The organism is Kaistella flava (ex Peng et al. 2021) (genome assembly GCF_015191005.1).
Lineage (GTDB): Bacteria > Bacteroidota > Bacteroidia > Flavobacteriales > Weeksellaceae > Kaistella > Kaistella flava.
In genome coordinates this window covers 2,782,193-2,805,739 of record NZ_CP040442.1, presented here as the reverse complement: position 1 = coordinate 2,805,739, position 23,547 = coordinate 2,782,193, and the positions used below count along the sequence as shown (strand labels likewise).

Sequence of the window (23,547 nt, the reverse complement as noted above, 5' to 3'; positions counted from 1 at the left end):
AAATGAAAATTCTCCATATTGAAACTTCCTCCAAAAACTGTTCTGTTGCCATTTCTGATGGTGAAGAATTGCTTTGTTTATGTGAAGAAGTTTCCGAAAATTATAAACAATCCGAAAGTTTACACACCTATATTGAGTGGGCTTTAGAAGGTGCAAAACTAACTTTAAAAGACATCGAAGCTGTTTCTTTGGGCAAAGGTCCAGGCTCTTACACAGGACTTCGAATTGGCGCTTCTTCTGCAAAAGGATTTTGTTATGGATTAAATATTCCTTTGATTGCCATCAATTCTTTGGAAACGATGATAGAGCCTTTTTTAAACGGTGATTACGATTTCATCATTCCAGTAATCGACGCCAGAAGAATGGAGGTTTATTCAGCTGTTTTTGACGGTAATTCAGGCGAGATGTTAAGTGAGACCGAAGCGAAAGTTTTAGATGAAACTTCTTATCAGGAATATCAGGATAAAAAGATTCTGTTTGTAGGTGATGGCGCTAAAAAAATGAAAGAGATTCTACAATTGCCCAATGCTGATTTTAATGAAACTGTTTATCCATCGGCGAAATACTTAATTAAAAAAGCCATCGGAAAATACAACCGAAAGGAATTTGAAGATGTGGCCTATTTTGAACCCTTTTATTTAAAGGATTTTCAGGGAGTTAAAAAGAAAAAAAGCGAAGATTAATCTTCGCTTTTTTGTTTACTTTACTCTTAGTTGTTCGACCGCTGTTGCTTGTACAGCTTGCATCCCATTTTTGTTGGGAGATGTTGGTTCTGAATTTCTGCTTTTAGGAACTGCTGGTACGCTTGGTGGATCATCGCTATTCATTACAGGACTACCCTTTTCGCTTTGTACAGGAGCTTCTGATTGAGCATCAGAAGCTGGTGGATTAGAATTAACTATATTTCCAGAATCGTCTGTTGCTTCCACTTGTAAATCGCTTTTCAAATACTTTAGCATTTCTCTCGCTTTTTCACCTTCTGGAGTTTTAGCGTAGTTCAAAGCAATTTGCTCTAGTTGCAAAATCATGATTTCCTTGCCAGCCGTTTTTCCGATATTAAAAGCATTTAGCAAAGAAAATTTCGGAACCAAAGCATCTTTTGGATATTTCGCCAAAGCACCATCAATTAAGGTTCTACTCTCTTCATACTTTTCTTTATCATACAAATCGAAGGCTTGAGCATATAACTTTTCTACTTCTTCAGCCGATTGTGAGAACGAATTATTTTTAGGATTTCTAACAAATTCCGCATAAGAAGTATAAGGATATTCAGCTAAAATCATCTGTTTTGCTCTTTCCGCAGCACTTGGGTTTTTCTCATAATTAAAGGCGAAAATCTGATATAACGCTTGAAGTTTAATATCTTCTTCGGGTTGTGTATCGGCTAGATCATAAAGGGTTTTTGTGGCAAGTGGCGTATCAGAAAAATAAGTTTCATACATTCTTCCAATTCCTAAACTCGCGGTATCTCTCGCTTTTTTCAAGGCTAAAATCTCTGCAGTTTTCGTCGGAATTTTCTCGATATAAAAACTCGGTTCTAATCTTCTCGGATCAGGTGCATTGGTAATTCCCATCGCTTCGTTTTTCATATCCTCGATAGAATTAGTTCTTGCAGAAGTTCGCCAGTTATCATTTAAAGAACGGTTTCCCCAAATTTGTTTAAAAGAAGATTCTCCTTTCGCAACCGTACCTAAATTTGCGAAATAAAATCCTCCTTTGCTTCCACCATAATCTTCAAATCCACTGGCATTTCCTGCAAAAGGTGAATTGGCAGAATAATCTCCCGTATCAAAACCTTTGCTTCTTTCGTCTTTCTTTCGTTGTAACTCTTCGCGAGCTTCTTTGGTTTTTATGCCTTCTATTAATTTATTAAAATAAGCAACTCTTTCTTCTTCCGGCATTTTAGTTAAAGCCAAAATACTGTCGTTTCTTTTAATTAAATAATAATTTGCAGATACTTTTTTAATGTTTGCAGATCGCTCTTCTAAAAGAATTTTTGAAGGTTGATAAGTCATTACCGCAAGTGAAGAATCGTAGAAAGCACCAGCAGAAAGATAATCGCTGTCGTCGAAATAAGCCTTTCCGATTTCATAATAAGTTAAACCTCGAACTTGTGGATCAGAAATTTTTTCCTTCAGTGATTGTGCGAAAAATGCTTTAGCTTCGTCTTTTTTTCCAGCGTTATTGGCCATTAAACCTAAAGCATAGTAGAACTCATTCTTGCGGGAAGCATACGTTCCTTTCTTACTTATTTTTTCTAAATAAGATTTTGCACCTTGGTAATCATCATCTTTTCCGTTGAAGGTTTTTGCAATCTCAATTTGAGATTTTACTTCAAATTCGAAATTATTAGCATTTTTATAAGCCAATGCAAAACTTTCTCTGGCTTCCTCATTTCTACCAAGTTCTGATAAAATTTGTCCTCTTAAGAAAGCGATTCTACTTCTTAATTTTCTGTTTTTATTAACGACATATGCATCATCCAGTTCGTTGACAGCATCTTGTTTTTTACCGGATTGCAGCAACATTTCAGAATAATAAACTTCTAAAAGTTTACGGTATTCTTTTTTGATTTTACTTTTTTTCAAATCAGCAAAAACTTCTTCAGCTCTATGGTAATCTTCCATTTTAGAATACGCCTGAGCTTGATAAATTCTTGCTAAAGGAATTCTTTTATCTTTAGCCATATTGGCGAAAACAACATTCAATCCGTCTAAAGCTTCCAATGGTTTATTGCGGTATAATCTCGATTGTGCCAACAAAATATAAGCATCAAACATCTTTTTATTTTTCTCTACACCACCTTTCATTACCGAATAGTTGGCGATGGCTTTTAATGCTTTAGCTTCCGAAATTTCTAAAATAGAAGCTCCTTTTCTCATTCCAGAATTTTGTCCACCATTATTACCGTAAGATCCCGGTGCACCCATAGCTGATGAAGAACCTGGAGGAGAAGGCGGACCTATAGTATTTCTATTTCTAGTGGGTGATGCTTGTTCTGAACTTGCGCCAGATCCAACTGGATCATTTCCAAACATTCCACCTGCATTTGACTGAAAATTAGTTCCCACAGGTTGCTCATCATGAGTAAGCAATTGAATATAAGGAGCGTAGAAATTATCTTTATGGGCTTTATCTCTATTTTTTAATTCAGTTTCCAGCGCATCTTTACTGTTAAAGAGCGTATTATAGTAAGAGAAAAATCCTTTCATAAATGTAGAATCATTCGTCTTTTTTCGGGTCGAACACGAATTAAAAACCGTGATTGCTAATAGGAAAAGTATCGTTTTTTTCATTATTGGATAATAACTTTCAAATCTGTATTTTATTATTAAAATACTTGTTAATTTTGTAAAAATAATGATTTTTTGTTTTAATAAGAGGCTTGTTCGAAATCTTTTAGTAGAGAATATACTAAATGGGTTGGTAATCCCATAATCGTGTAGAAACTTCCCTGGATATTTTTGATTTTTGCCATGCCTAACCATTCTTGAATTCCATAGCTTCCAGCTTTGTCAAATGGCTTGTATTTTTTAATATAAAAGTCCAACTCTTCGTCATTAATGTCGTCAAATTCAACATTGGCAACATCAGTTTTAGTAATGGTTTTTGTTAAAGTTCGTAAGGTAATTCCAGTATAAACTTGATGCGTTTTCCCGGATAATTTTTGCAGCATTTCTTTGGCATGAACTTCGTCGTTTGGCTTTCCTAAAATCTCTTGATCAAGTGCAACAATCGTATCTGCAGTGATTAATAACTCGCCTTCATTTAAAGGACGAAATGCATTTGACTTTAATTCTGACAGGTAAGCAGCGATTTGATCGACTTCTAAATGATCTGGATAAACTTCATCGCAATCTACAGAAACGACTTCAAAATCGAAACCTAATTCTTTTAATAATTCTTTTCTACGCGGAGAATTTGATGCTAATAATATTTTCATATAAAACTTGAAATCAATTAATTAAGTGCTTCTTGTATCGTCTTCTAACCATTTTCCCTGAACTTTCATCACCTGCTCGATAACATCTCGAACGGCTCCTTTCCCACCCTGAATTGGTGAAATATAATCAGATATTAATTTTATTTCGGCAACCGAATTTTCCGGACAAGCTGAAATTCCAGAAATTTTCATCATTGGCATATCTGGTAAGTCATCTCCCATCGTCAGAATTTCTTCATTTTGCAAATTGTACTTTGCTTTAAATTCTTCAAACTTCTCCATTTTATTACCAATCTTGGCATAATAGTCAGTAATTCCCAAATAGCTAATTCTGTTTCGCACCATTGGATCATCGCCACCGGTAATTACGCAAATTGGATAATTATACTTTCTGGCTTTAACCACCGCATAACCATCGAGGACATTCATGGTGCGACACATGCTTCCGTCGGGCATTAGGTAAACACTTCCGTCTGTAAAAACGCCGTCTACATCAAATACAAAGGCTTTTATATTTTTTAAATTCGATTTATAACTCATACATTTTCTTTATCGATTCATTCATTATTTTATAAATTTTCAATTGTTCTTCGTCGGAAATTAATTCCTCATGAAGTTTCAAAACTCTTTCATCATTTCTTACGGCCGGACCAGTTTGTGCTAATTTGGGTTCTAATATTTCAATTTTCTGCGTAGTTTCTTTAATTAAAGGTAAAAAATAGTCAAACGGAATTTCTTGCGAATCTGAAATTTCCTTTGCTCTTGCAAAAAGATGATTCACAAAATTACAGGCAAAAACGGCCGTCAGATGAATGTATTTTCTCTTTTCATAAGTTGAAACCATTACTTTTTCTGAAACTTTTAAAGCAAGATTCTTTAGTAATTCTAAATCTTGTTCATCTTCTGATTCTACAAAAAATGGAATTTCAGCATAGTTGATTTCTTTTGATTTAGAGAAGGTTTGCAACGGATAAAAACTGGCTTTTCGGTAATTTCCTTCTAATATTTCTTTTGGTAAAGAACCTGAAGTATGTGCCACCAAACAGTTTTCTTTAGTAATCATTTTAGAAACTTCACCGATTGAACCGTCGCTTACACAGATCAGATACAAATCGGCATCTTCTAAATGATTAGTGGAAAAAGGAATTTGCAGTTGGTCGGAAATGAATTTTAAATCGTTTTCGTTTCGTCCAAAAAGCTGGGAAACCGGGATTTTATTTTCTTGAAAAGCCTTTGCTAAATGGTAGGCAACATTTCCCGAACCGATGATGACAATCTTCATAAAAAGGAATATGAACAAAGATACTTATTTTGGTTTGGACTAAAAATTGAAGTGTTATTTAACTTTTAAATATATTTACCATCCAAACAACGAAAGCATCTCAATGAAGATCCAGGAAGCCGAAATTATCGAGTTGATGTCAAGCGAAAAATCCCGTGAAAAGGGAGTTCGCCTGATGATGGATGCTTATCAGAGCAGGTTATATTGGCATATACGGCGTTTTGTTGTTGATCACGATTTAGCACAGGATATTTTACAGGATACTTTTATCAAAGCCTATCAAAATTTTCATCAGTTCAAACGGGAGAGTCAGTTATACACTTGGCTCTATCGAATTGCAACGAATGAATCTTTGCAGCAATTGAATAAGTTGAAGAAAATGCAGAAATCCGATGAGGATTCTACCAATCATCTTCATAATTTGGTAGCAGATAATGTGCAGCCCGATGCAGATGAAATACAGGTTTTATTGCAGAAGGCGATTAACACGTTGCCGGAGAAACAGAAATTGGTTTTCAATATGAGGTATTATGAAGATTTGCCTTACGAAGATATGGCGCAGATTTTAGAAATGTCGGTCGGAACTTGTAAAACCAATTACCATTATGCCAAACAGAAAGTGGAAGAGTATATTAAACAGAATTACACAGAATAAGAGCCTTTAGAAATGAAAGATTTTGATATAGAAAAATTAGAACGAGAGAATGTTTTCAAAATGCCGGATGGTTTTTTTGAGGACATGCAAAACAAAGTGCTGCTAGAAACTGTTCCTGTAAAGCAAGGGAAAATTATAAAATTAAATTGGGCATATGGAGCTGCGGCTGCAGTAGCACTTATAGTTGGAGTAACGGTATTTGTTAATTCAGATTCTACAGCAGAAACTCAATTGTTCGGACAAAATGCTTCTAGTGCGAATAACTCTGCAACTTATACATTACCAAATGATAAGCCTCAAAAAGAAGCAACAATTGCACTGCAAACTTTAGAAAAAGATTTAACTTCTGTAGAGCAAACTCATCAAAAAGAAAGTACAGAACCAGCTACTATTCAAACGAAAGGAAATGTGAGTTTTGCTGATCAAAAGAAACTGAAAGTATCACCAAATCCTGAAGTTCAGGTTGATCAAATATTAGCAAGTTTTACTTCTGCAGAATTGGCAGATGTAGGAAGAAATACAGAACAAGACATTTATTTGGATTTGTATAATTAAGAAAAAAATGATGAAAAAGATAGCAGCAGCATTAGCCCTGATTTTAGCAGTCCAGTTTAGTTTCGCACAACAACTGACTTATGACTGGAAAAGCATGAAGCCAGAGCAAAGAAAAGAAGTGATTCAGAAAATGAATCCAAATGAAAGGATGTCGCTTTTGAAGGAGTTTCGCGAGAAAATGATTATTGCAGAATTAGCTGTTCCCCAAAACAGTCAACCCGAATTTAAAAGTCTTTATACAGAATATCAGGATAAGCAAAATGATATTAAATCGAAGTTTACGGCTAATGAAGATTACGATAATATGAGTGATGAGGAAGCGACTAAGCAACTCAATCAAAGTTTCGAAGTTGGTCAACAACTTCTGGACAATAGAAAAAATTACGCGCAGAAATTCATGAAAGTGATTTCTCCACAACAGGTTTTGAAAATGTATCAAACCGAAGGGAAAATGCGCAACAAGATATTAGACAAAAAACAAGACGGACCCCGAAATCCGAGTCCGCAGCGCAGGCGATAATAGTTTATTTTTTTAATGTTTGAACGACCTCTATAATTTTATTGTAGAGGTCGTTCTTTATTCAAGCTAAACGTGTATTTTCGTAACAAACAATTTCAAATGAAAAAAGGACTTTTATTAGTTATGTTACCGTTTTTACTTTTTGCTCAAAATAAGCAATCTGTAAAACTGAACTATCCTGTGAAAGATTATACAGGAACTACGAGGAGTTTTGAAGTTATTGATGCACGGAAAGATCAAACAATTAAAGATATTGTATTCAGAGGAAAATATTATTCTTTCAAGTTCCCGACCGATAATTTAAGTCAAGATCTTGAAAATTGGTTCGAAAAGGCCAATAAAAAAAGAGACAAGGGGACCAATGACATTGTAATGCTTGTAGAAGGTTTGAATATTTCAAATGACATTCGCAACAAAGAAATTTTCTGTGTGTTAGAAATGAAATTCAGTACTTTCCTTAAGAAAGATAATAGCTATTATTTCTTAAAAAGATACGATAATGTCATTAGTTTAAATACAAAAGAAGTGGGTGGAATTCCCGATGTTTTTTCAGAAAATACACAAAAGGTTCTCCAAAAATTAATGTTCGATACTTATCGCGCAGCTCCTTTAGGTATTGCAATTCCCAGCAATGAATTGATTGGTTATAACGAAACCTTAAAATCAAATTATCCTGCTTTTTCCGAAACTGGTTTGAAAGATGGGGTTTATCTGGATTATAACAGTTTCTTTAATCAAACACCAATTGACAATTACCAACTTATCAAAAATAAAGATGAAGTAGTGAGAGCGGTCAATTCCAAAGATGAGCGAATTCCGGCTAGAAAAATTTACAGTTATGTAGAAAATGGAAAAGCCTATAAAAATACGCAAGCTGGATTTCTTGATTTACAAAAAGATCAGAGAGGCTATTTTGTGATGGGTAATAAATATATGTTGTTTCCGGAGGAAATTAATGTGTCTTCTGCTTATTTTCTATTCGGCGTAGTGGGTGGAATTGCCGCAGGAATAGAGTTTAATGTAAAATATAATAAAGCTTTAAAGGATGAAAGATATCCTATTTATATCGATTTTTTAAATGGAGAATACAGCTTTGAAAAGTAAATTTTGACTTTAGATAAAAAATGATTATTTTCTATTCACTTTCATTATCTTTGCAGATTACGATAATTATAGATGAAGAACATACGGAATTTTTGCATTATTGCACATATTGACCACGGTAAATCCACTTTGGCAGACAGACTTTTGGAATATACCAATACGGTGACCCAAAGAGAACTCCAGTCTCAGACGTTGGATGACATGGATATTGAAAAAGAACGCGGGATTACTATTAAGTCTCACGCCATTCAAATGGATTATGAATTAAATGGTGAGAAATATGTTCTTAACCTAATTGATACTCCGGGACACGTTGATTTTTCTTACGAAGTTTCACGTTCTATCGCTGCTTGTGAAGGAGCGCTTCTTATCGTTGATGCTGCACAAAGTATTCAGGCTCAAACAATAAGCAACTTATATCTCGCTTTGGAAAATGATTTAACCATCATTCCAATTTTGAATAAAATCGATTTACCTTCTGCAAATCCAGAAGAAGTTACCGATGAAATCATGGGCTTAATTGGTTGTGAATATGAAGATGTTTTACGCGTTTCCGGAAAAACTGGTGAAGGTGTTCATGAATTATTGGAACATATTGTTAATAGAATTCCCGCTCCGGTTGGAAATGAAGACGGACCGTTACAGGCATTAATTTTTGATTCTGTTTATAATCCTTTCCGTGGAATTGAAGCGTACTTCAAAGTCGTTAACGGAAGTATTAAAAAAGGTCAGCGAATTAAATTCATGGCGACCAACAAAATGTATGAAGCCGATGAAGTTGGTACTTTAAAATTAAAACAAACCCCGAAGAAAGAAATTAAAACGGGCGATGTAGGTTATATTATTTCCGGAATTAAAGATGCCCGCGAAGTAAAAGTAGGAGATACCATCACCACTTTTGAACACGGCGCTACAGAAGCAATCGACGGTTTCGAAGAAGTGAAACCAATGGTTTTCGCCGGGATTTATCCAATCGAATCTGAGGATTTTGAAGAGCTGCGTTTCTCTTTAGAAAAACTTCGTTTGAATGATGCCTCTTTAGTTTTCGAACCAGAAAGTTCCGCAGCACTTGGATTTGGTTTCCGTTGTGGATTCCTTGGAATGCTTCACATGGAAATCGTTCAGGAAAGATTAGACCGAGAATTCAACATGGACGTTATTACGACCGTGCCCAACGTTTCTTACCACGGTTATACCAAAAAAGATCCAGATACCATGATCTTAATTAACAACCCTTCCGAAATGACGGATCCGATGATAATGGATCGCGTTGAAGAGCCGTTTATCAAAGCTTCCATCATTACCAAGTCAGATTATGTTGGTCCGGTAATGACTTTGTGTATCGAAAAAAGAGGGGAAATTGTTGGTCAAAGTTATCTGACTTCAGATCGGGTAGAGCTTGTTTTCAACATGCCTTTAGCAGAAGTTGTTTTTGACTTTTATGACCGTTTAAAATCTGTTTCCAAAGGATATGCGTCCTTCGATTATCATCCGATTGGTTTCCGTGCTTCCAAATTAGTGAAGATGGATATTCTGATCAATGGCGATATGGTAGATGCCCTTTCTTCATTAATTCACGATAGCAACGCATTTTATATTGGAAAAAGAATGTGTGAGAAATTACGCGAACTGATTCCGAGACAACAGTTTGATATTGCGGTTCAGGCAGCTTTAGGAGCCAAAGTTATTGCCAGAGAAAGCATCAAAGCTTTAAGAAAAGACGTTACTGCAAAATGTTACGGTGGAGATATTTCCCGTAAACGTAAACTGTTGGAAAAACAGAAAGAAGGTAAAAAGAAAATGAAACAAATTGGTAGAGTAGAAGTTCCTCAATCTGCATTTATGGCGGTGTTGAAGCTGAACGATTAATCTATTTATTTGGGCAGACATTTCCGTCTTCCGTTCCCGCTTTTTTATCCGCCGCGGCGGATAAAAAGAGCTCCACTCAAGCCGGGCTGCAGATTTTCGCTTCTTCAAAGACTATATAATATTAAAAATTCCTGAATTCGTTCAGGAATTTTTTTATTGTAGTTCAAAAATTCTACTCTGCTTTTCAAATAATTTCGGATTAATATTTCCTTCGAATTCTTTAGATAAAAAACTATCCGATAACCCAACTTTAAATTTCGTTTTCATTTCACCTTTAAAATAGTTAACCGAAAAGACGATAATTTCATTAGGATTCAAAATCCAGTATCTTCGGTTTAACATATCATCTCCACAAACAAAAGCATTATCATTCCAGATTAATTGCCACTTATTCTTTTTGTTAAGTACAAAAATTCCTAATGATTGATATTCACGAAGTGTAATCTTTCTACCGGAAATATTTTTCACAAATACAGGGAATGATTGATATGCTTTAATATTTCTCGAAGAATCAAGTATAAAATGAGGAATTGTATCGTTTGGTTTCACGACAATTTCTAATAGATCGTGAGTAAGAGAATCAAACTTGACCGGTTTATTTGAAAATTGCATTCTACCAAACTCACTATGAAAATATTTGTCACGCATTCTATTGAAGACAATAGAATCATTAATATCTTTTTCTGTTTTCACATAACCAAGAGGACGAGGAGGCGGTGGCGGTGCAAACATCGAGACATAATACTTAATCGGAATAAAATCTTTTATTTTCCCTATGTAAATTATTGACGAGCCGTATTCGCCAATTCCTTCATTAAACTCCTGGAATTTCATGTCAATTTTATTATTGTTCGTTAAAACAATATTGTCCGCAAAAGATTTCTTTTTGCAGCCAATTAAAATAATTGAGAATAGAAAGAGTTTCAGGTAATTCATAAGTTAATAAAGATACTATTTTTTGTAATTTCGTGTAAATTAAAATCAATGAAATTTCTAACCGCAGTTTTCCTTTTAAGTTCAACCTTAATTTTCTCACAAATGAAATATCAAACACCCTACGAAAAAGGCAACGGAAACCAAACTACGACCTACGCAGAAATGGTAAAATATTACGATGATTTGGCGAAAGAGTTTAAAACTATCTCAACAGAATCTTTTGGAACTGACGATAATGGAGAACCTATAAAAGTGGTCATTTTTAATAATTCAAAAGATAAAAACGTTCCGACAATCCTTATCAATAATGGGATTCATCCTGGAGAACCCGACGGAATAGATGCCACCATGATGATGATGCGGGATTTCGCAACTGGAAAACTTTCGGTTAAAAATCTGAAAATCGTCGCCGTTGAAGCTTATAATATTTCCGGAATGTTAAGAAGAGGATCACACAGCCGAGCTAACCAAAACGGTCCTGAAGAATATGGTTTCCGTGGCAATGCGAGAAACTATGATCTGAACCGTGATTTCATTAAAAACGATACCGAAAACGCAAAAGCTTTTCAACAGATTTTTCAGCATTTTAAACCAATTTATTTCATCGATAATCATGTAAGCAACGGTGCAGATTACCAATACTTATTCACCTATATTTCTACAAACAAGGAAAGATTGGGCGGAAAAATCGGGAATTATTTCAACCAAAAAATGCAACCTGAAATTCTACAAACTTTAGAAAAACAAGGAATTCTGACCACGCCTTATGTCAATATTCACGGTGATTCTCCGGATGAAGGTTTTCCTGCATTTATGGATTCTCCGAGATATGCGACCGGTTATACAACGTTATTTAATACAATGGGAACAGTTGCCGAGACACACATGCTGAAACCTTATAAAGACCGTGTTCGTGCAACTTATGAATACATGCTGAGTTCCATTAATTATACCGCCAAAAACGCCAGGGAAATTCAAAAACTAATGGCTGAAAGTTTGGCAGATTACCAACCTAAAAAGAAATATCCAATTCAATGGAAAGTAGACAGTACAAAATTTCAAATGATTGATTTCAAAGGTTTTGAAGCTGGCAAAAAACCAAGTGAAGTTTCTGGAAAACCAAGATTGTTCTATGATAGAAATAAACCTTTTAACAGAAAAGTAAAGTTTTATAACCAATATATTCCTACTAAAGAAATTTCAATTCCAACCTTTTATGTGATTCCGAAATCAGAACAAAAAGTTTTGGACTATTTAAAACGGAATAATATTGTGATTAAGGAAATTAAACAGGATTCCACCATTTTTTCACAACAATATCGGATTGCTGATTATAAAACGGTAAAGAGTCCTTACGAAGGACATTATCTTCATTACGATACCCAAGTAAAATCGGAAACGAAAAACTTTAAATTCAGAAAAGGAGATTTTTTAGTTTCAACTAAACAATACGGTGTAAAATATTTATTGGAAACTTTAGAGCCGGAAGCAACTGATTCTTTCTTCAACTGGAATTTCTTTGATGGGATACTCGGTCAAAAAGAATACTTCTCTGATTATGTTTTCGAAGATACTGCTGCAGATTTATTAAAAAACAATCAGGTTTTAAGAACCGCTTTCGAATTCGAAAAAATCGCCAATCCTGATTTTGCAAAAGATGGAAATGCTCAGCTGGAATGGGTTTACAAACATTCTGATTATTACGAAGGAAGCGTTGGTTTATATCCGATTTATAGAATTTTATAAATTTAAAATATTCATCTAAATAAACACAAATAGCGAACGATGATTAAAAATTTAATAAGAATAGCATTGGGCGTCTTTATGCTTTTGGCAGGAATTGGCCACCTTACTTATGCTCGTGAAACATTTCAGGCGCAAGTTCCGGACTGGATCCCACTTTCCAAAGATTTCGTGGTTTTAGCTTCTGGAGTGGTGGAAATTATTTTTGGATTAGCCATGATTTTCTTTACGAAACAAAAGCAATACGTAGGTTTAGCGTTGGCTGTTTTCTTTGTGTTGGTTTTTCCAGGAAACATTGCTCAGTATATAGACCATCGCGACGGATTCGGATTAGATACGGATTCCAAAAGATTGATGAGGTTATTTTTTCAACCCCTTCTTATCTTTTTTGCTCTTTATTCTACAGATGTTTTAAAGAAATTTAAAAAATCCTGAAATAAAAAACGCTTTTAGAATAATCTCTAAAAGCATTTTTTGCTATTTCGGTAAACCTTTTCTCAAAGCGTGATTTGCTCGTTCGATGGCTTTTTTCTCTTTCCAGTCCATGTATTTTTTCTTGAATTTCTTTTTCATAAAATTGTCGAAGTTTCGCTGAATAGTTAGATTCCAAAGGGAATGTGCTTTTACCGCCCAGGATTTGTCCCAAGCTCTTTGAGAAATTGAAAAACTGCCATCCAGATATTTCATATAATGCCACCAGCCTGTCGGCATAAACAAAGTATCACCGTGTTCCAGAAAACATTCAATTCCTTCAATACCATTTAAAGCAGGGAATTGTTCAAAATCAGGATTGGCAATATCATAATCTTCCAGCGAATAAGTTGCGTACGGAATTTGATAAAGTCGTTCTTTCCATTTATTGTCAAAAAGCAAAATATGCTTTCTGCCATTAAAATGCGTGTGGAAAATATGAGCCATATCAATATCAAAATGCAGGAAAGTTTCTGAGCCCTTTCCACCGAAAAACATATTCGGATATTGGTCTAGAAAACCACCCATTAAGTCTTTTGGAGAAATATAATCATCTAAAAGTTTCGGTGCCTGTTTAATGGGATCAAAAAGGAAAATCCGTAAATCGGTCGGTTTCTCTTTAATTAAATCGATATAATCGGTAAATTTCATTTTTGCTGCCGAGGAATTAATCGGTGCGGAAGGATCTGCTTTCGACGAATCATAAAGCGGAACTTCAACATCTCCAACCATTTCTTTCATATAATCCATGGTCCACTTTTCGTAAGCGGGCCAATTTTTCGACATGTTTTTAATTACCACAGGCTTTCTTGGCAGCAGGTACTTTTCGCGAAATTCTTCTTTGGTAATCGACTCTACGATATCGATAGGTTGTAAATGAAGTCCCATAGGAGCAAGTGTTAGATCAACAAAATTACTAAAAAAATGATTTCCATATTACTTTATGGTAGATTGAAAATGAGATTATTCTTTAACCTTCTGCTGAATCACGCATCATATCAGTTCGCTGTAACATTTGTGGCGATTCTAGTACTAATTAATAAATGTTTTCATGAGAAAAATTTCGACTCTTTTTGTTTTGTTCTTTGCCGTTTATTCCTGGGCACAATCTACTATTAGTGGGAAAGTTATAGATACTGATGGTCAACCAATTCCGAGCGCAAGTGTTACGGTAGAGGAAGTGGGCAAAGATGCAATCATCGCTTATTCAATCACCAATTCTAAAGGAGAATACAAAGTAACGTTTACCACGCCAGAGCAAAATGTTGATGTGAAGATCAAAGCCTTTAATCAAAAACCGTTGCAAAAAGTAGTGAAAAATGAAAATCAAACACAGACTTTCACTTTGCAACCGGACGCTACTGAAATTAAAGAAGTAAAGTTGAAAGCCAAAATGATTACCAAAAGAGGCGATACAATTTCTTATGATATTAAAGCTTTTGAAAGTAAATCGGACCGAACACTTTCTGATGTACTAAAGAAAATTCCTGGGATTGATGTCAATAAAGATGGAACTGTTCTTTACCAAGGTGAACCCATCAATAAATTTTATGTCAACGGAAAAGATTTAATGGAAGGTGGTTACGGAACCATCAATAATTCTTTGCCAACAGGAGCCGTTTCAAAAGTGGAGGTATTGGAAAATCACCAACCAGTAAAAATTCTTCAGGATAAAGTTCCTTCAGAAAATGCTGCTATTAATATTAAATTAAAGAAAGCTGTAACGATGACCGGTCGTGGAGAAATAGGTGTTGGACTGGATCCTTTGCTCTGGAATGTAAAATTGACACCAATGTTTTTCGGACAGAAAAATCAGTGGGTGGTGAATTATAAAGCCAATAATAACGGCGAAAGCGTAGAAAGAGAAGGAAATATGTTGGCTTTCGGAAATCGTTACGAAGGTAGAAGAGGACAATCTGCCGGAAATTATTGGTTGAGTGTTGATAAAGCAAGCACGCCAAATATTCCTGAAAAAAGATATTTGATGAACAATGTACATTTTTTCTCTGCCAATGTTTTGACCAATCCATTTAAAAGTAAAGAATGGGAATTAAAAGCTAGTACGAGTTATACCAATAACTCAATTAACAGAGATTCTAAAAGTGAAACCATTTATGAGCAAGATACCGGTTTCTTTAAAGCCGGAAAAATAACGAATGAAGAATCTAATAATTTTTATAGCAATGCTGCAAAAGGAGAAATCATTATTACCAAAAATGCCAAGAAAGGATTCTTTAAAAACACCACAACCTGGAATGGTTTCTGGAATGAGGATCGTGGATTCGCTGGAACGAGATACGATATGGCCGTTCCAGATCCTAAACTAAAAAATATTTCTCTGGATGAAGCACTGAGCGCACCAACGGGCGTTTTCAAGAACTCATTAAGTACAATTATTCCCTGGAAAGAAAAACTGGTGAATTTCATGAGCTATATTTCTTATCAAACAGACCGTCAAAATTTGTCTGCTACCAACGAAAACTTCTTTGACCTTGACAAACAGTTTGGTCGGGATTCTAATAGTGTTCATTATGGCAGATTAGATCAAAGTATTGCTCTAAAAACCTTTACAGCAAACCATTCAGCTTCGGTTGGTTTTTCTCACAAGAAATGGACTTTTACTCCAGAAGTTGGTTTAAATTTATCTTTTAATGATATGAATTCTCAATTGTATGGTGACCGAGATTTATTAGATGACCGTTTCCAAAACCGGATGAAATGGAATGAATTAAATCCATATACTCAGGTTGGCGTTAACTATAAAGGAACTGCCTTCAACTTAAGCATGAATTTGCCTTTGAACATGTACAACATGGATTACAAAGATGAACTTAGAGCTAAAGATTCTGAAATCAGCAAAACTGTTTTTGAACCTACTTTTTACGGAAGTTATGATTTTGCTTCTTTCTATAAAGTTTCTGCCTATGGTGGTTTGAATTATAGTTACGGAAATTTCGGGTCAGTTTATGACGGTTCGATTTTAACAAGTCCAAAATCTTTAAATGTTAGAGATAGCAATCTTTTACCAGAAAACAGAAATATCAATTCTTCAGCCCGATTAGAATATAGAAATCCACTGAATAATTTATTCTTTAATGTTCGGTATAGTTATAATGATGCTCAGAAAAATATTATCACCAAGTCAACTCCTTTCCTTTCTGGAGCATCTGCGGTGACTTTAGCGTACAATGATAACAGTTCTTATTCTCAAAGTGAAAGCGCTGAAGTTGGTAAGTATTTCCCGAAATTTAAAACCAACGCATCCGTAAATTTCAGCAACAGAGATTCTAATTCTTACAGTATTTTGGTGGATGAGAATAATCTTGATAATTATATTGAAAGTAAAAACAACGGACAAAGTTTAGCACTAAAATTCAATAATACCTATTTTTCTTGGATGAGTTTAGATTATAATGTCTCATTCAACTGGAATAAAAATAGCGATGATTATAGAAATAATGTGAACAGAAATTCTGGTTGGAATCACAATATGAACTTGTTCCTTTACCCAATAGAAAACCACACCATCGGTTTTGTTTGGGATGATGTTACTACTTCGCAAGGAGCAACTAATCTTCGAAATTCTTTCTACGATCTTTCTTACCAATACACTTGGGCAAAGAAAAAAATCGATTTCGAAATCAAATGGTTGAATATCGCCAACAGAAAATTATACGAAACCATCAGTTATAATACGACCTATTTCTCAACAACTAGAAACAGTATTGAAATTAGACCAACTCAAGTGATGTTTACAGTGAAATTTAATTTTAAATAAACACAGCAATTTCTATTTAATCAAAGTTTCGATAAAATTATTATTTTAAAAAAAAGATCTCATGAAAAAAACAACTTTACTGCTGTTATTTTTTGGTTTAATTGTTTCTGCACAAAATAATCGGATGATTTATGAATATAAATTTCGTCCAGATTCTACCAAAATAGACAGTTTGAAAACCGAATGGATATATTTGGATATCAATAAAAATGGTTCAAAATATTACAGTAAAAAAGCATTTGAAAACGATTCTATTGTGAATGAAAGCATCAAAAAGCAAATGGCTTCAGGAATGAGAAGTATTTCAGTTTCAAGGCAGCAGTCGGGTAGTGACATCAGTTATGAAGTAGAAAAAACGTATCCCGAATATAAAACCTTTTTGGTGTCCAACATCGGCAATGATTCTTATAAAGTTTTAGAAGACCGAAAACCCAACTGGAAGATTTTGTCAGATAAAAAGCAGATAGGCGAATTTAAAGTTCAAAAAGCAACCGCCAATTTTGCTGGCAGAAATTGGGAAGCTTGGTTTACCACCGATGTTCCGATTCAAGATGGGCCGTATAAATTTTCTGGACTTCCAGGATTGATTGTCGAGATTGCCGATCAAACAGGAAGCCACAAAATTGAACTGAAAGGAATAAAAAAGATAGTGGAAGTCCAAAAGGAAGAACTCAATACCGAAGGAAAAAACATTCCGTATACCAAGAAAAAACCACTGGAAGTGAATCGTCAACAATATGTAAAGCAGCTCAAACAATACGAAAATGATCCGGTGCAGGGAATGCGAGAAATTCTTTCCCGACCAAATTCTAAAGTCATGATTAATGTGAATGGAAAAGAAATTTCGGATCCGAAAGACATTTTGCGTGAACTCGAAAAAAACGCCAAAGAAGAAATGGTAAAAAACAATAATAAAATTGAATTGATTCCGTAAAAAAACAATCCCACTTTATTTCTAAGGTGGGATTATTATTTCCTAAAACTAAAAGCTTTGTTCATCTGCACTTGGACCATAACTTCCCGGCACCGGAATGTCGTTTAATCTATAATAAACGCCTAGCTGGGCTCTGTGATGGGTAATTTGATTCAGCGCATGTCGCATTGCACTGTATTTGGTGTATTCTGCAATAACTTTTTCTCCCATATTCATAGACCATCTTCCACTTAAATCTTGTTCGCTTGTATGTTCGAGTGTATCCTTGGTTTTTTGGTAATCTTCTTCAAATTTTTGCTGCAATTCTGCTTTAGAGTTTAGAATGGTGGGTTTATAATCACCGGCTGCAAAATCTAATTTGTCGGTTTTCATAATCGTTTCTGGCCAGCCGAAAATTTCTGCAACATGGGTTGCGAGAGGCATCATCTTCATGCTCTTTTCGTGAGGTCGATAATCGTTTTTTCCTTCTGGATAAAGATCAAAGAATTTTTTGGTAGTTTCATATTCCTCATCAAATTCTTTTCTAAGGTTGGGTAAGCTTTCCATATTTTTTGTTTTAGTAAAGGTAGTCGGATGAAGCTCATTTTTATCTTAAACAAATATTAAAATATTCATAAAATCTGTAACAAATTTGAGAATAGGATAACTAATGGTATAAATAGATTATTATGAAAAAAATTTTTACAGTCTTGGCATTCACTGCTTTTTTTGCTTTAAATGCACAGGAAACAGCCAACCGATTTTTTTATGAATTGACTTTTAAGCCAAAGAAAGATTCAACAAAATTAGATAAAGTAATGACCGTTTTGGATGTTGTAAAAGACAAATCCATTTATAGAGATTATACATTATTGGCGCAGGATTCTATTCTTAAAATTCAAGTTGAAGCGATGCAGAAAGCGGGAGCATTCAAAGATATTTCTAAAAGCGTAACGATGCCGAAGTTTTCGGAGAAAATTTATAAGTTTTATCCAGGCATGAAAGTTCAGTATACCGATCGTGTTGCTAATGGTTTTACACCAATGAATATTGGTTATAATGAAGACGTAAAATTTGATTGGAAAATCCAAAGTGGAAAAGAAAAAATTGGTGCTTACAATACCCAAAAAGCAACTACAGAATACGGAGGTAGAAAATGGACCGCTTGGTTTACTACCGATATTCCTTTGCAAGATGGACCGTATAAATTCTATGGTTTACCTGGTTTAATTGTTAAAGTTACTGATGATGCAAATAACTATTCCTGGGAATTAAAAGGAAATAAAAAAGTAGAAAACTTTAAAGAAAGCACTTACTTAGAATCTGTTTCTCCAGGTGGAGATGGTGGAAAAGTAGTAGAAGTTTCCCGTGATAAGTTTGAAAAAACTTTTGGTGACTTTAAGAAAGACCCGATGGCAACAGCAAGACCTTATTTAACTTCTGAAGTGATGTCGCAAAAAATTCCAGGAAGTGATTTAACGATTGGCCAAATGGTGAAACAACAAGAAAAAATGCTGAATGACTTCTTTAATGCGAACGATAATCCTATTGAAGTTCCCGCTTCAAAGACAAAAAAATAACATTCATTAACACTAAGTTATATTTTCGAGCCTCGAAACAGATTTTGTTTCGGGGTTTTTTATGATTCAAGTCATTTTGAGATGATTCCTTATTTAGATTAAATTTAAATAGAGTATATTTGCACTTCAAAATTTTAGTGTTGAAAGGAGATAAATCAAATAAATTATGCTGTTTTCCCAGAAATAAATCGGGGAAAATTTTGGGTTATGAAAATGACGACCTCAGAATGCCCAATAAAATTATTGAAATGGGTCTGCTCCCAGAAACCGTTTTTAAAATCCTGTACCAGGCGCCATTCAAAGGGCCAATGTATATAGAGTTTGGTGACGAAAAAAGCAGAATTGCCCTTCGCGAAGAAGAAGCGCAGTTTATCATCGTGGAAAGTTTATCTTAAACAATCACGATCAATCTCAAATTAGATCGAGCGAAGAATGAACACTTCAAACAAGAAAAAACAAATCCTATTGGTAGGAAATCCCAACGTAGGGAAATCTACCGTCTTTAATTTACTTTGTAACAAAAAGCAAAAAACCGGGAATTACGCCGGAGTTACCGTAGCAAGCCATTCTGGCGATTACGATTACCAGGGCGAAAACGTAGAAGTTGTCGATTTGCCTGGTTCTTACAGCATTTACCCGAGTTCCGAAGATGAAGCGATTTTATCAAAATTTTTGGTAGAGGAGCAAAATCACTATTCGGGCGTTGTCTATATTTTAGAAGCATTAAGCATCAAAAGAGGTTTGCTTCTTTTCCAGCAAATTCAGGATTTAGGAATTCCTATTTTATTAGTTGTTAATCAAATTGACCAAGCCGAAAGACGCGGAATCAATATTGATATTGAGCAACTTTCAAAAGAATTAAACGTTACTGTTTTACAGGCAAACGCCAAAGAAAATCAAGGAATTGAAGAATTGCGTGCCCAAATTAATAAGGGAAATTTTACCAGATCTGAAACCGTTTCTTTCGATATTCCGACTGAGCACAAAGGTTTGGTTTTTAAAATTTTAGCAGAAACAAAAGAAGAAAATCAATATAAAGTCTGGACTTTACTTTCTTCAGATACCTATTTAGGAAAACTGGAATCTGTTAAAGAGCAGTTGAATAATGATGAGGTTAAATGTTTGGTTCCTAAAAGATTACAGACTCAAGAAACGATTAGAAGATATCAGGAAATTGACAAAATAATTTCTAAGGTTCTTTCTAAAAAACCGCAGTTCAAAGAATTGCTAACTGAAAAGTTAGACAAAGTTTTAGTTCATAAATTCTGGGGATATGTGATCTTCGGATTGATTTTACTAATTATTTTCCAAAGTGTTTTCTTTTTAGCAGAATATCCGATGAACTGGATTTCAGATTTCTTCTTGTGGCTGTCTATTTCTGCGAATGAATATCTTCCGGCTGGACCGATTAATTCACTTATCGCCAATGGGATTATTCCGGGACTTGGTGGGATTATGGTTTTCGCGCCACAAATTGGAATTTTACTTTATTTCCTTTATCTGCTCGAAGATTCTGGTTATATGGCGAGAGTTATATTTTTAATGGACCGATTTCTTCGTCCGTTTGGTTTGAACGGAAAAAGTATTGTGCCACTGGTCTCAGGAACGGCTTGTGCGATTCCGGCGATTATGTCCACAAGAAATATCGAGAATGTAAAAGAAAGGTTGATTACCATTTTGGTAACGCCGTTTATGACGTGTTCTGCGAGACTTCCGGTTTACAGTATTATCATTGGCCTAATTATTCCTGATAAATATTTTATTGGAATCAGTTATAAGGCTATTGCATTAATGGCGATGTATTTCCTTGGTTTTTTCACTTCATTAATGGCTTCATTAATTCTTAAAAAAATCATTAAAAGCAATGCTAAATCCTTTTTGGTAATGGATTTGCCTTCTTATAAAATGCCTCTTTTCGGATATGATTTTAAAATCGTACTCGGTAAAGTTTGGGAATTTATCACCGGAGCGGGTAAAATTATTTTCTTCTTTAGTATCGTGATTTGGTTTTTCAGTTATATCGGACCAACTCAAAACAAGGAAGAATTCGTTGCTACCGATGTTAAATTAGATCACTCTTATCTCGCAAAAATGGGAAAATCCATTGAGCCAGTAATTGCACCTTTAGGTTACGACTGGAAAATGGGCGTTGGGATTTTAACAAGTTTTGTAGCGAGAGAAGTGTTTGTAGGAACAATGTCAACGTTGTATAGTTTAGATGACGAAGCACCAGAAGGTAAAATCATCGATAAAATGCGAAATGATAAAAAACCAAATGGTGAGCCAATTTACAGTTTCGCAACTGGAGTTTCCATCTTATTCTTTTATGCATTTGCGATGCAATGTGTTTCTACTTTGGCCGTTGTATATAGAGAAACCAAATCCTGGAAATGGACCATGGCGCAACTCTTCGGCATGTCGGGCTTGGCTTATATTGCTTCTTTAATTGTCTATCAAATATTAAAATAATGGATGATTCACTTATTATTCAATACGTTATTGTCGCTGTAATCGTTTTGGTTGCAGGTTTTTCTTTATTTAAAATCATTGCTAAAAATTTTAGTTCTAAGAAATTTAAAAAGAGATATAAACCTGGTTGCGATAGAGATTGCTGTTAATCGTTATTTAACGTAAACTACTTATAATCAATAATCTAATTTGCAATTAGATTTTAAGTATACTTTTTTTCTATAAGTACTTCTCCCATTTTATTCGTATTTTTGCAGATTGAAAAATCAGAAGTTTCGAGAACTTATTTGTTCTTGAAAATCATATAATAAATTGCAGTTTATGGCTTTAATAAAATCTATATCAGGAATCCGCGGAACCATCGGTGGTAAAGTTGATGAAAACTTAACGCCGCTTGATGTGGTAAAATTTACTTCCGCTTTTGGAACCTGGCTTCAGAATAATAAAAATAAAAAAGATTTGACCTTAGTCGTTGGTCGTGATGCAAGAATCTCCGGTTCAATGGTGAATTCATTAGTAACTGCAACTTTGCAGGGATTAGGAATTCATGTGGTTGATTTAGGACTTTCTACAACTCCAACTGTTGAGGTGATGGTTCCTGAATTGAATGCAGATGGTGGAATTATTCTTACTGCTTCTCACAATCCAAAACAATGGAACGCGTTAAAATTATTAAATGAAAAAGGTGAATTCATTACTGGCGAAAACGGTACTGAAGTTTTAGCTTTAGCAGAAAGTCAAGACTTCGATTACGCTGAAGTTGATGATTTAGGAAAATACGAAACCAGAGATGATGGTTTTGATATTCATATTCAAAAGATTCTGGATTTACCAATGGTCGATGCTGAAGCCATTAAAGCAAAGAAATTTAAAGTCGTTGTTGATGCCGTAAATTCAACAGGCGGAATCGCTATTCCACAATTATTGGAAGAATTAGGCTGTGAAGTCGTGAAATTATATTGCGAACCCAACGGTCATTTTCCACACAATCCAGAACCTTTAAAAGAGCATTTAGGTGATATCTGCGAATTGATGAAAACCGAGAAAGCTGATGTAGGAATCGTCGTTGATCCCGATGTGGACCGTTTGGCTTTGGTCGATGAAAAGGGCGAACTTTTCGGTGAAGAATATACTTTGGTTGCCGTGGCTGATTATCTTTTGAGACATCAAAAAGGTGCTGCGATTTCTAACCTTTCTTCAAGTCGTGCTTTAAGAGATGTTGCCCGTAATTTAGATTCTGAATATTTTGCCAGCGCTGTTGGAGAAGTGAATGTAGTGACTTTAATGAAAGAAAAAAACGCCGTAATTGGTGGTGAAGGAAATGGTGGAATTATCTATCCGGAACTGCATTATGGTCGTGATTCTTTGGTAGGCGTTGCATTGTTCTTAACGCATTTAGCGAAAGAAAACAAAACAGTTTCCGAATTGAGAGCGACTTATCCAAGTTATTTCATGGGTAAAAAGAAAATTGAATTAACTCCTGATATCGATGTTGATTCGCTTTTAACTAAAATGGAAAAAGAGTATCAAACAGAAGATATTTCCACAATTGATGGTGTAAAAATAGATTTTGAAAATAATTGGGTACATTTAAGAAAATCAAATACGGAACCGATTATCAGAATTTACACCGAAGCATTTTCTCAGGAAGAAGCCGATAATTTGGGAGATCAAATGATAGAGAAAATAAGAAGTTTGATTTAATCAAAATTCATTAACTTTATTTCAA

The 23,547-nt window shown here is 34.7% G+C and carries 22 protein-coding genes; 15 read left to right on the top strand and 7 right to left on the bottom strand.

Annotated features, from left to right (window positions below; all coding sequences use genetic code 11):
* Window positions 1-2: 2 nt before the first annotated feature.
* The gene (gene tsaB / locus Q73A0000_RS12510; protein ID WP_193811265.1) at window positions 3-683 is read left to right on the top strand and encodes a tRNA (adenosine(37)-N6)-threonylcarbamoyltransferase complex dimerization subunit type 1 TsaB; all 681 of its coding nucleotides are present in this window, start codon (window positions 3-5) and stop codon (window positions 681-683) included.
* Between the two features lie 15 nt (window positions 684-698).
* Here tsaB and Q73A0000_RS12505 read toward each other — a convergent pair whose 3' ends face one another.
* The 4 genes from Q73A0000_RS12505 to Q73A0000_RS12490 all read right to left on the bottom strand — a co-directional run bounded on the left by Q73A0000_RS12505 (window position 699) and on the right by Q73A0000_RS12490 (window position 5,225).
* Window positions 699-3,296: a tetratricopeptide repeat protein gene (locus Q73A0000_RS12505; protein WP_193811264.1), complete on the bottom strand. Its 2,598-nt coding sequence runs from the start codon at window positions 3,294-3,296 to the stop codon at window positions 699-701.
* A 77-nt stretch (window positions 3,297-3,373) separates the two neighbouring features.
* Entirely contained in the window at window positions 3,374-3,943 is a 570-nt protein-coding gene (locus tag Q73A0000_RS12500; RefSeq protein ID WP_193811263.1) for a Maf family protein, read from the bottom strand.
* Window positions 3,944-3,964: 21 nt separating this feature from the next.
* A complete protein-coding gene (locus tag Q73A0000_RS12495; RefSeq protein WP_193811262.1) occupies window positions 3,965-4,483 on the bottom strand; it encodes a KdsC family phosphatase in 519 nt (172 codons plus the stop codon).
* Entirely contained in the window at window positions 4,473-5,225 is a 753-nt protein-coding gene (locus Q73A0000_RS12490; protein WP_193813723.1) for a Rossmann-like and DUF2520 domain-containing protein, read from the bottom strand. The genes Q73A0000_RS12495 and Q73A0000_RS12490 overlap by 11 nt, the downstream gene beginning before the upstream one ends.
* Before the next feature lie 103 nt (window positions 5,226-5,328).
* Between Q73A0000_RS12490 and Q73A0000_RS12485 the strand changes: the two genes are divergently transcribed.
* From Q73A0000_RS12485 to lepA, 5 genes are all read left to right on the top strand, one after another.
* Window positions 5,329-5,880 carry an RNA polymerase sigma factor gene (locus Q73A0000_RS12485; protein ID WP_193811261.1) on the top strand — a complete coding sequence of 184 codons (552 nt, stop codon included), beginning with the start codon at window positions 5,329-5,331 and terminating at the stop codon, window positions 5,878-5,880.
* Between the two features lie 12 nt (window positions 5,881-5,892).
* Window positions 5,893-6,435 (top strand): hypothetical protein, encoded by a 543-nt coding sequence (locus Q73A0000_RS12480; protein WP_193811260.1) that lies wholly within the window; start codon window positions 5,893-5,895, stop codon window positions 6,433-6,435.
* A gap of 7 nt (window positions 6,436-6,442) precedes the next feature.
* Window positions 6,443-6,955, top strand: a complete 513-nt coding sequence (locus Q73A0000_RS12475) for a hypothetical protein (protein WP_244140741.1) — start codon at window positions 6,443-6,445, stop codon at window positions 6,953-6,955.
* 99 nt (window positions 6,956-7,054) lie between these two features.
* Window positions 7,055-8,059 (top strand): hypothetical protein, encoded by a 1,005-nt coding sequence (locus Q73A0000_RS12470; protein WP_193811259.1) that lies wholly within the window; start codon window positions 7,055-7,057, stop codon window positions 8,057-8,059.
* Between the two features lie 72 nt (window positions 8,060-8,131).
* A complete protein-coding gene (lepA, locus tag Q73A0000_RS12465) occupies window positions 8,132-9,928 on the top strand; it encodes a translation elongation factor 4 (protein WP_193811258.1) in 1,797 nt (598 codons plus the stop codon).
* A 153-nt stretch (window positions 9,929-10,081) separates the two neighbouring features.
* On the opposite strand, the gene Q73A0000_RS12460 is transcribed toward lepA, so the two are convergent.
* Window positions 10,082-10,864: a hypothetical protein gene (locus tag Q73A0000_RS12460; protein WP_193811257.1), complete on the bottom strand. Its 783-nt coding sequence runs from the start codon at window positions 10,862-10,864 to the stop codon at window positions 10,082-10,084.
* 48 nt (window positions 10,865-10,912) lie between these two features.
* Here Q73A0000_RS12460 and Q73A0000_RS12455 point away from each other — a divergent pair, with 48 nt between their 5' ends.
* Both Q73A0000_RS12455 and Q73A0000_RS12450 read left to right on the top strand, forming a co-directional pair.
* Complete coding sequence (locus Q73A0000_RS12455; RefSeq protein ID WP_193811256.1) at window positions 10,913-12,610, top strand: M14 family zinc carboxypeptidase; 1,698 nt, start codon at window positions 10,913-10,915, stop codon at window positions 12,608-12,610.
* Window positions 12,611-12,649: 39 nt separating this feature from the next.
* Complete coding sequence (locus Q73A0000_RS12450; RefSeq protein ID WP_193811255.1) at window positions 12,650-13,042, top strand: MauE/DoxX family redox-associated membrane protein; 393 nt, start codon at window positions 12,650-12,652, stop codon at window positions 13,040-13,042.
* Window positions 13,043-13,084: 42 nt separating this feature from the next.
* Here Q73A0000_RS12450 and Q73A0000_RS12445 read toward each other — a convergent pair whose 3' ends face one another.
* Complete coding sequence (locus Q73A0000_RS12445; protein ID WP_193811254.1) at window positions 13,085-13,966, bottom strand: cupin-like domain-containing protein; 882 nt, start codon at window positions 13,964-13,966, stop codon at window positions 13,085-13,087.
* A 163-nt stretch (window positions 13,967-14,129) separates the two neighbouring features.
* Here Q73A0000_RS12445 and Q73A0000_RS12440 point away from each other — a divergent pair, with 163 nt between their 5' ends.
* A complete protein-coding gene (locus Q73A0000_RS12440) occupies window positions 14,130-16,856 on the top strand; it encodes a TonB-dependent receptor (RefSeq protein ID WP_193811253.1) in 2,727 nt (908 codons plus the stop codon).
* Between the two features lie 61 nt (window positions 16,857-16,917).
* A complete protein-coding gene (locus tag Q73A0000_RS12435; protein WP_193811252.1) occupies window positions 16,918-17,790 on the top strand; it encodes a GLPGLI family protein in 873 nt (290 codons plus the stop codon).
* Window positions 17,791-17,838: 48 nt separating this feature from the next.
* Here the strand turns inward: Q73A0000_RS12435 and Q73A0000_RS12430 are convergent, their stop codons facing one another.
* Window positions 17,839-18,336 carry a DinB family protein gene (locus tag Q73A0000_RS12430; RefSeq protein WP_193811251.1) on the bottom strand — a complete coding sequence of 166 codons (498 nt, stop codon included), beginning with the start codon at window positions 18,334-18,336 and terminating at the stop codon, window positions 17,839-17,841.
* Window positions 18,337-18,458: 122 nt separating this feature from the next.
* Between Q73A0000_RS12430 and Q73A0000_RS12425 the strand changes: the two genes are divergently transcribed.
* From Q73A0000_RS12425 to glmM, 5 genes are all read left to right on the top strand, one after another.
* Window positions 18,459-19,349, top strand: coding sequence for a GLPGLI family protein (locus tag Q73A0000_RS12425; protein WP_193811250.1), 891 nt, complete (start codon window positions 18,459-18,461; stop codon window positions 19,347-19,349).
* Window positions 19,350-19,489: 140 nt separating this feature from the next.
* Window positions 19,490-19,744 carry a ferrous iron transport protein A gene (locus Q73A0000_RS12420; protein ID WP_193813721.1) on the top strand — a complete coding sequence of 85 codons (255 nt, stop codon included), beginning with the start codon at window positions 19,490-19,492 and terminating at the stop codon, window positions 19,742-19,744.
* Between the two features lie 37 nt (window positions 19,745-19,781).
* Window positions 19,782-21,818, top strand: coding sequence for a ferrous iron transport protein B (gene feoB / locus Q73A0000_RS12415; protein ID WP_193811249.1), 2,037 nt, complete (start codon window positions 19,782-19,784; stop codon window positions 21,816-21,818).
* A complete protein-coding gene (locus tag Q73A0000_RS12410; RefSeq protein WP_193811248.1) occupies window positions 21,818-21,967 on the top strand; it encodes a hypothetical protein in 150 nt (49 codons plus the stop codon). Before feoB ends, Q73A0000_RS12410 begins: the two co-directional genes overlap by 1 nt.
* A 172-nt stretch (window positions 21,968-22,139) precedes the next feature.
* Complete coding sequence (gene glmM, locus Q73A0000_RS12405; protein ID WP_193811247.1) at window positions 22,140-23,522, top strand: phosphoglucosamine mutase; 1,383 nt, start codon at window positions 22,140-22,142, stop codon at window positions 23,520-23,522.
* The last annotated feature ends 25 nt before the right edge of the window (window positions 23,523-23,547 follow it).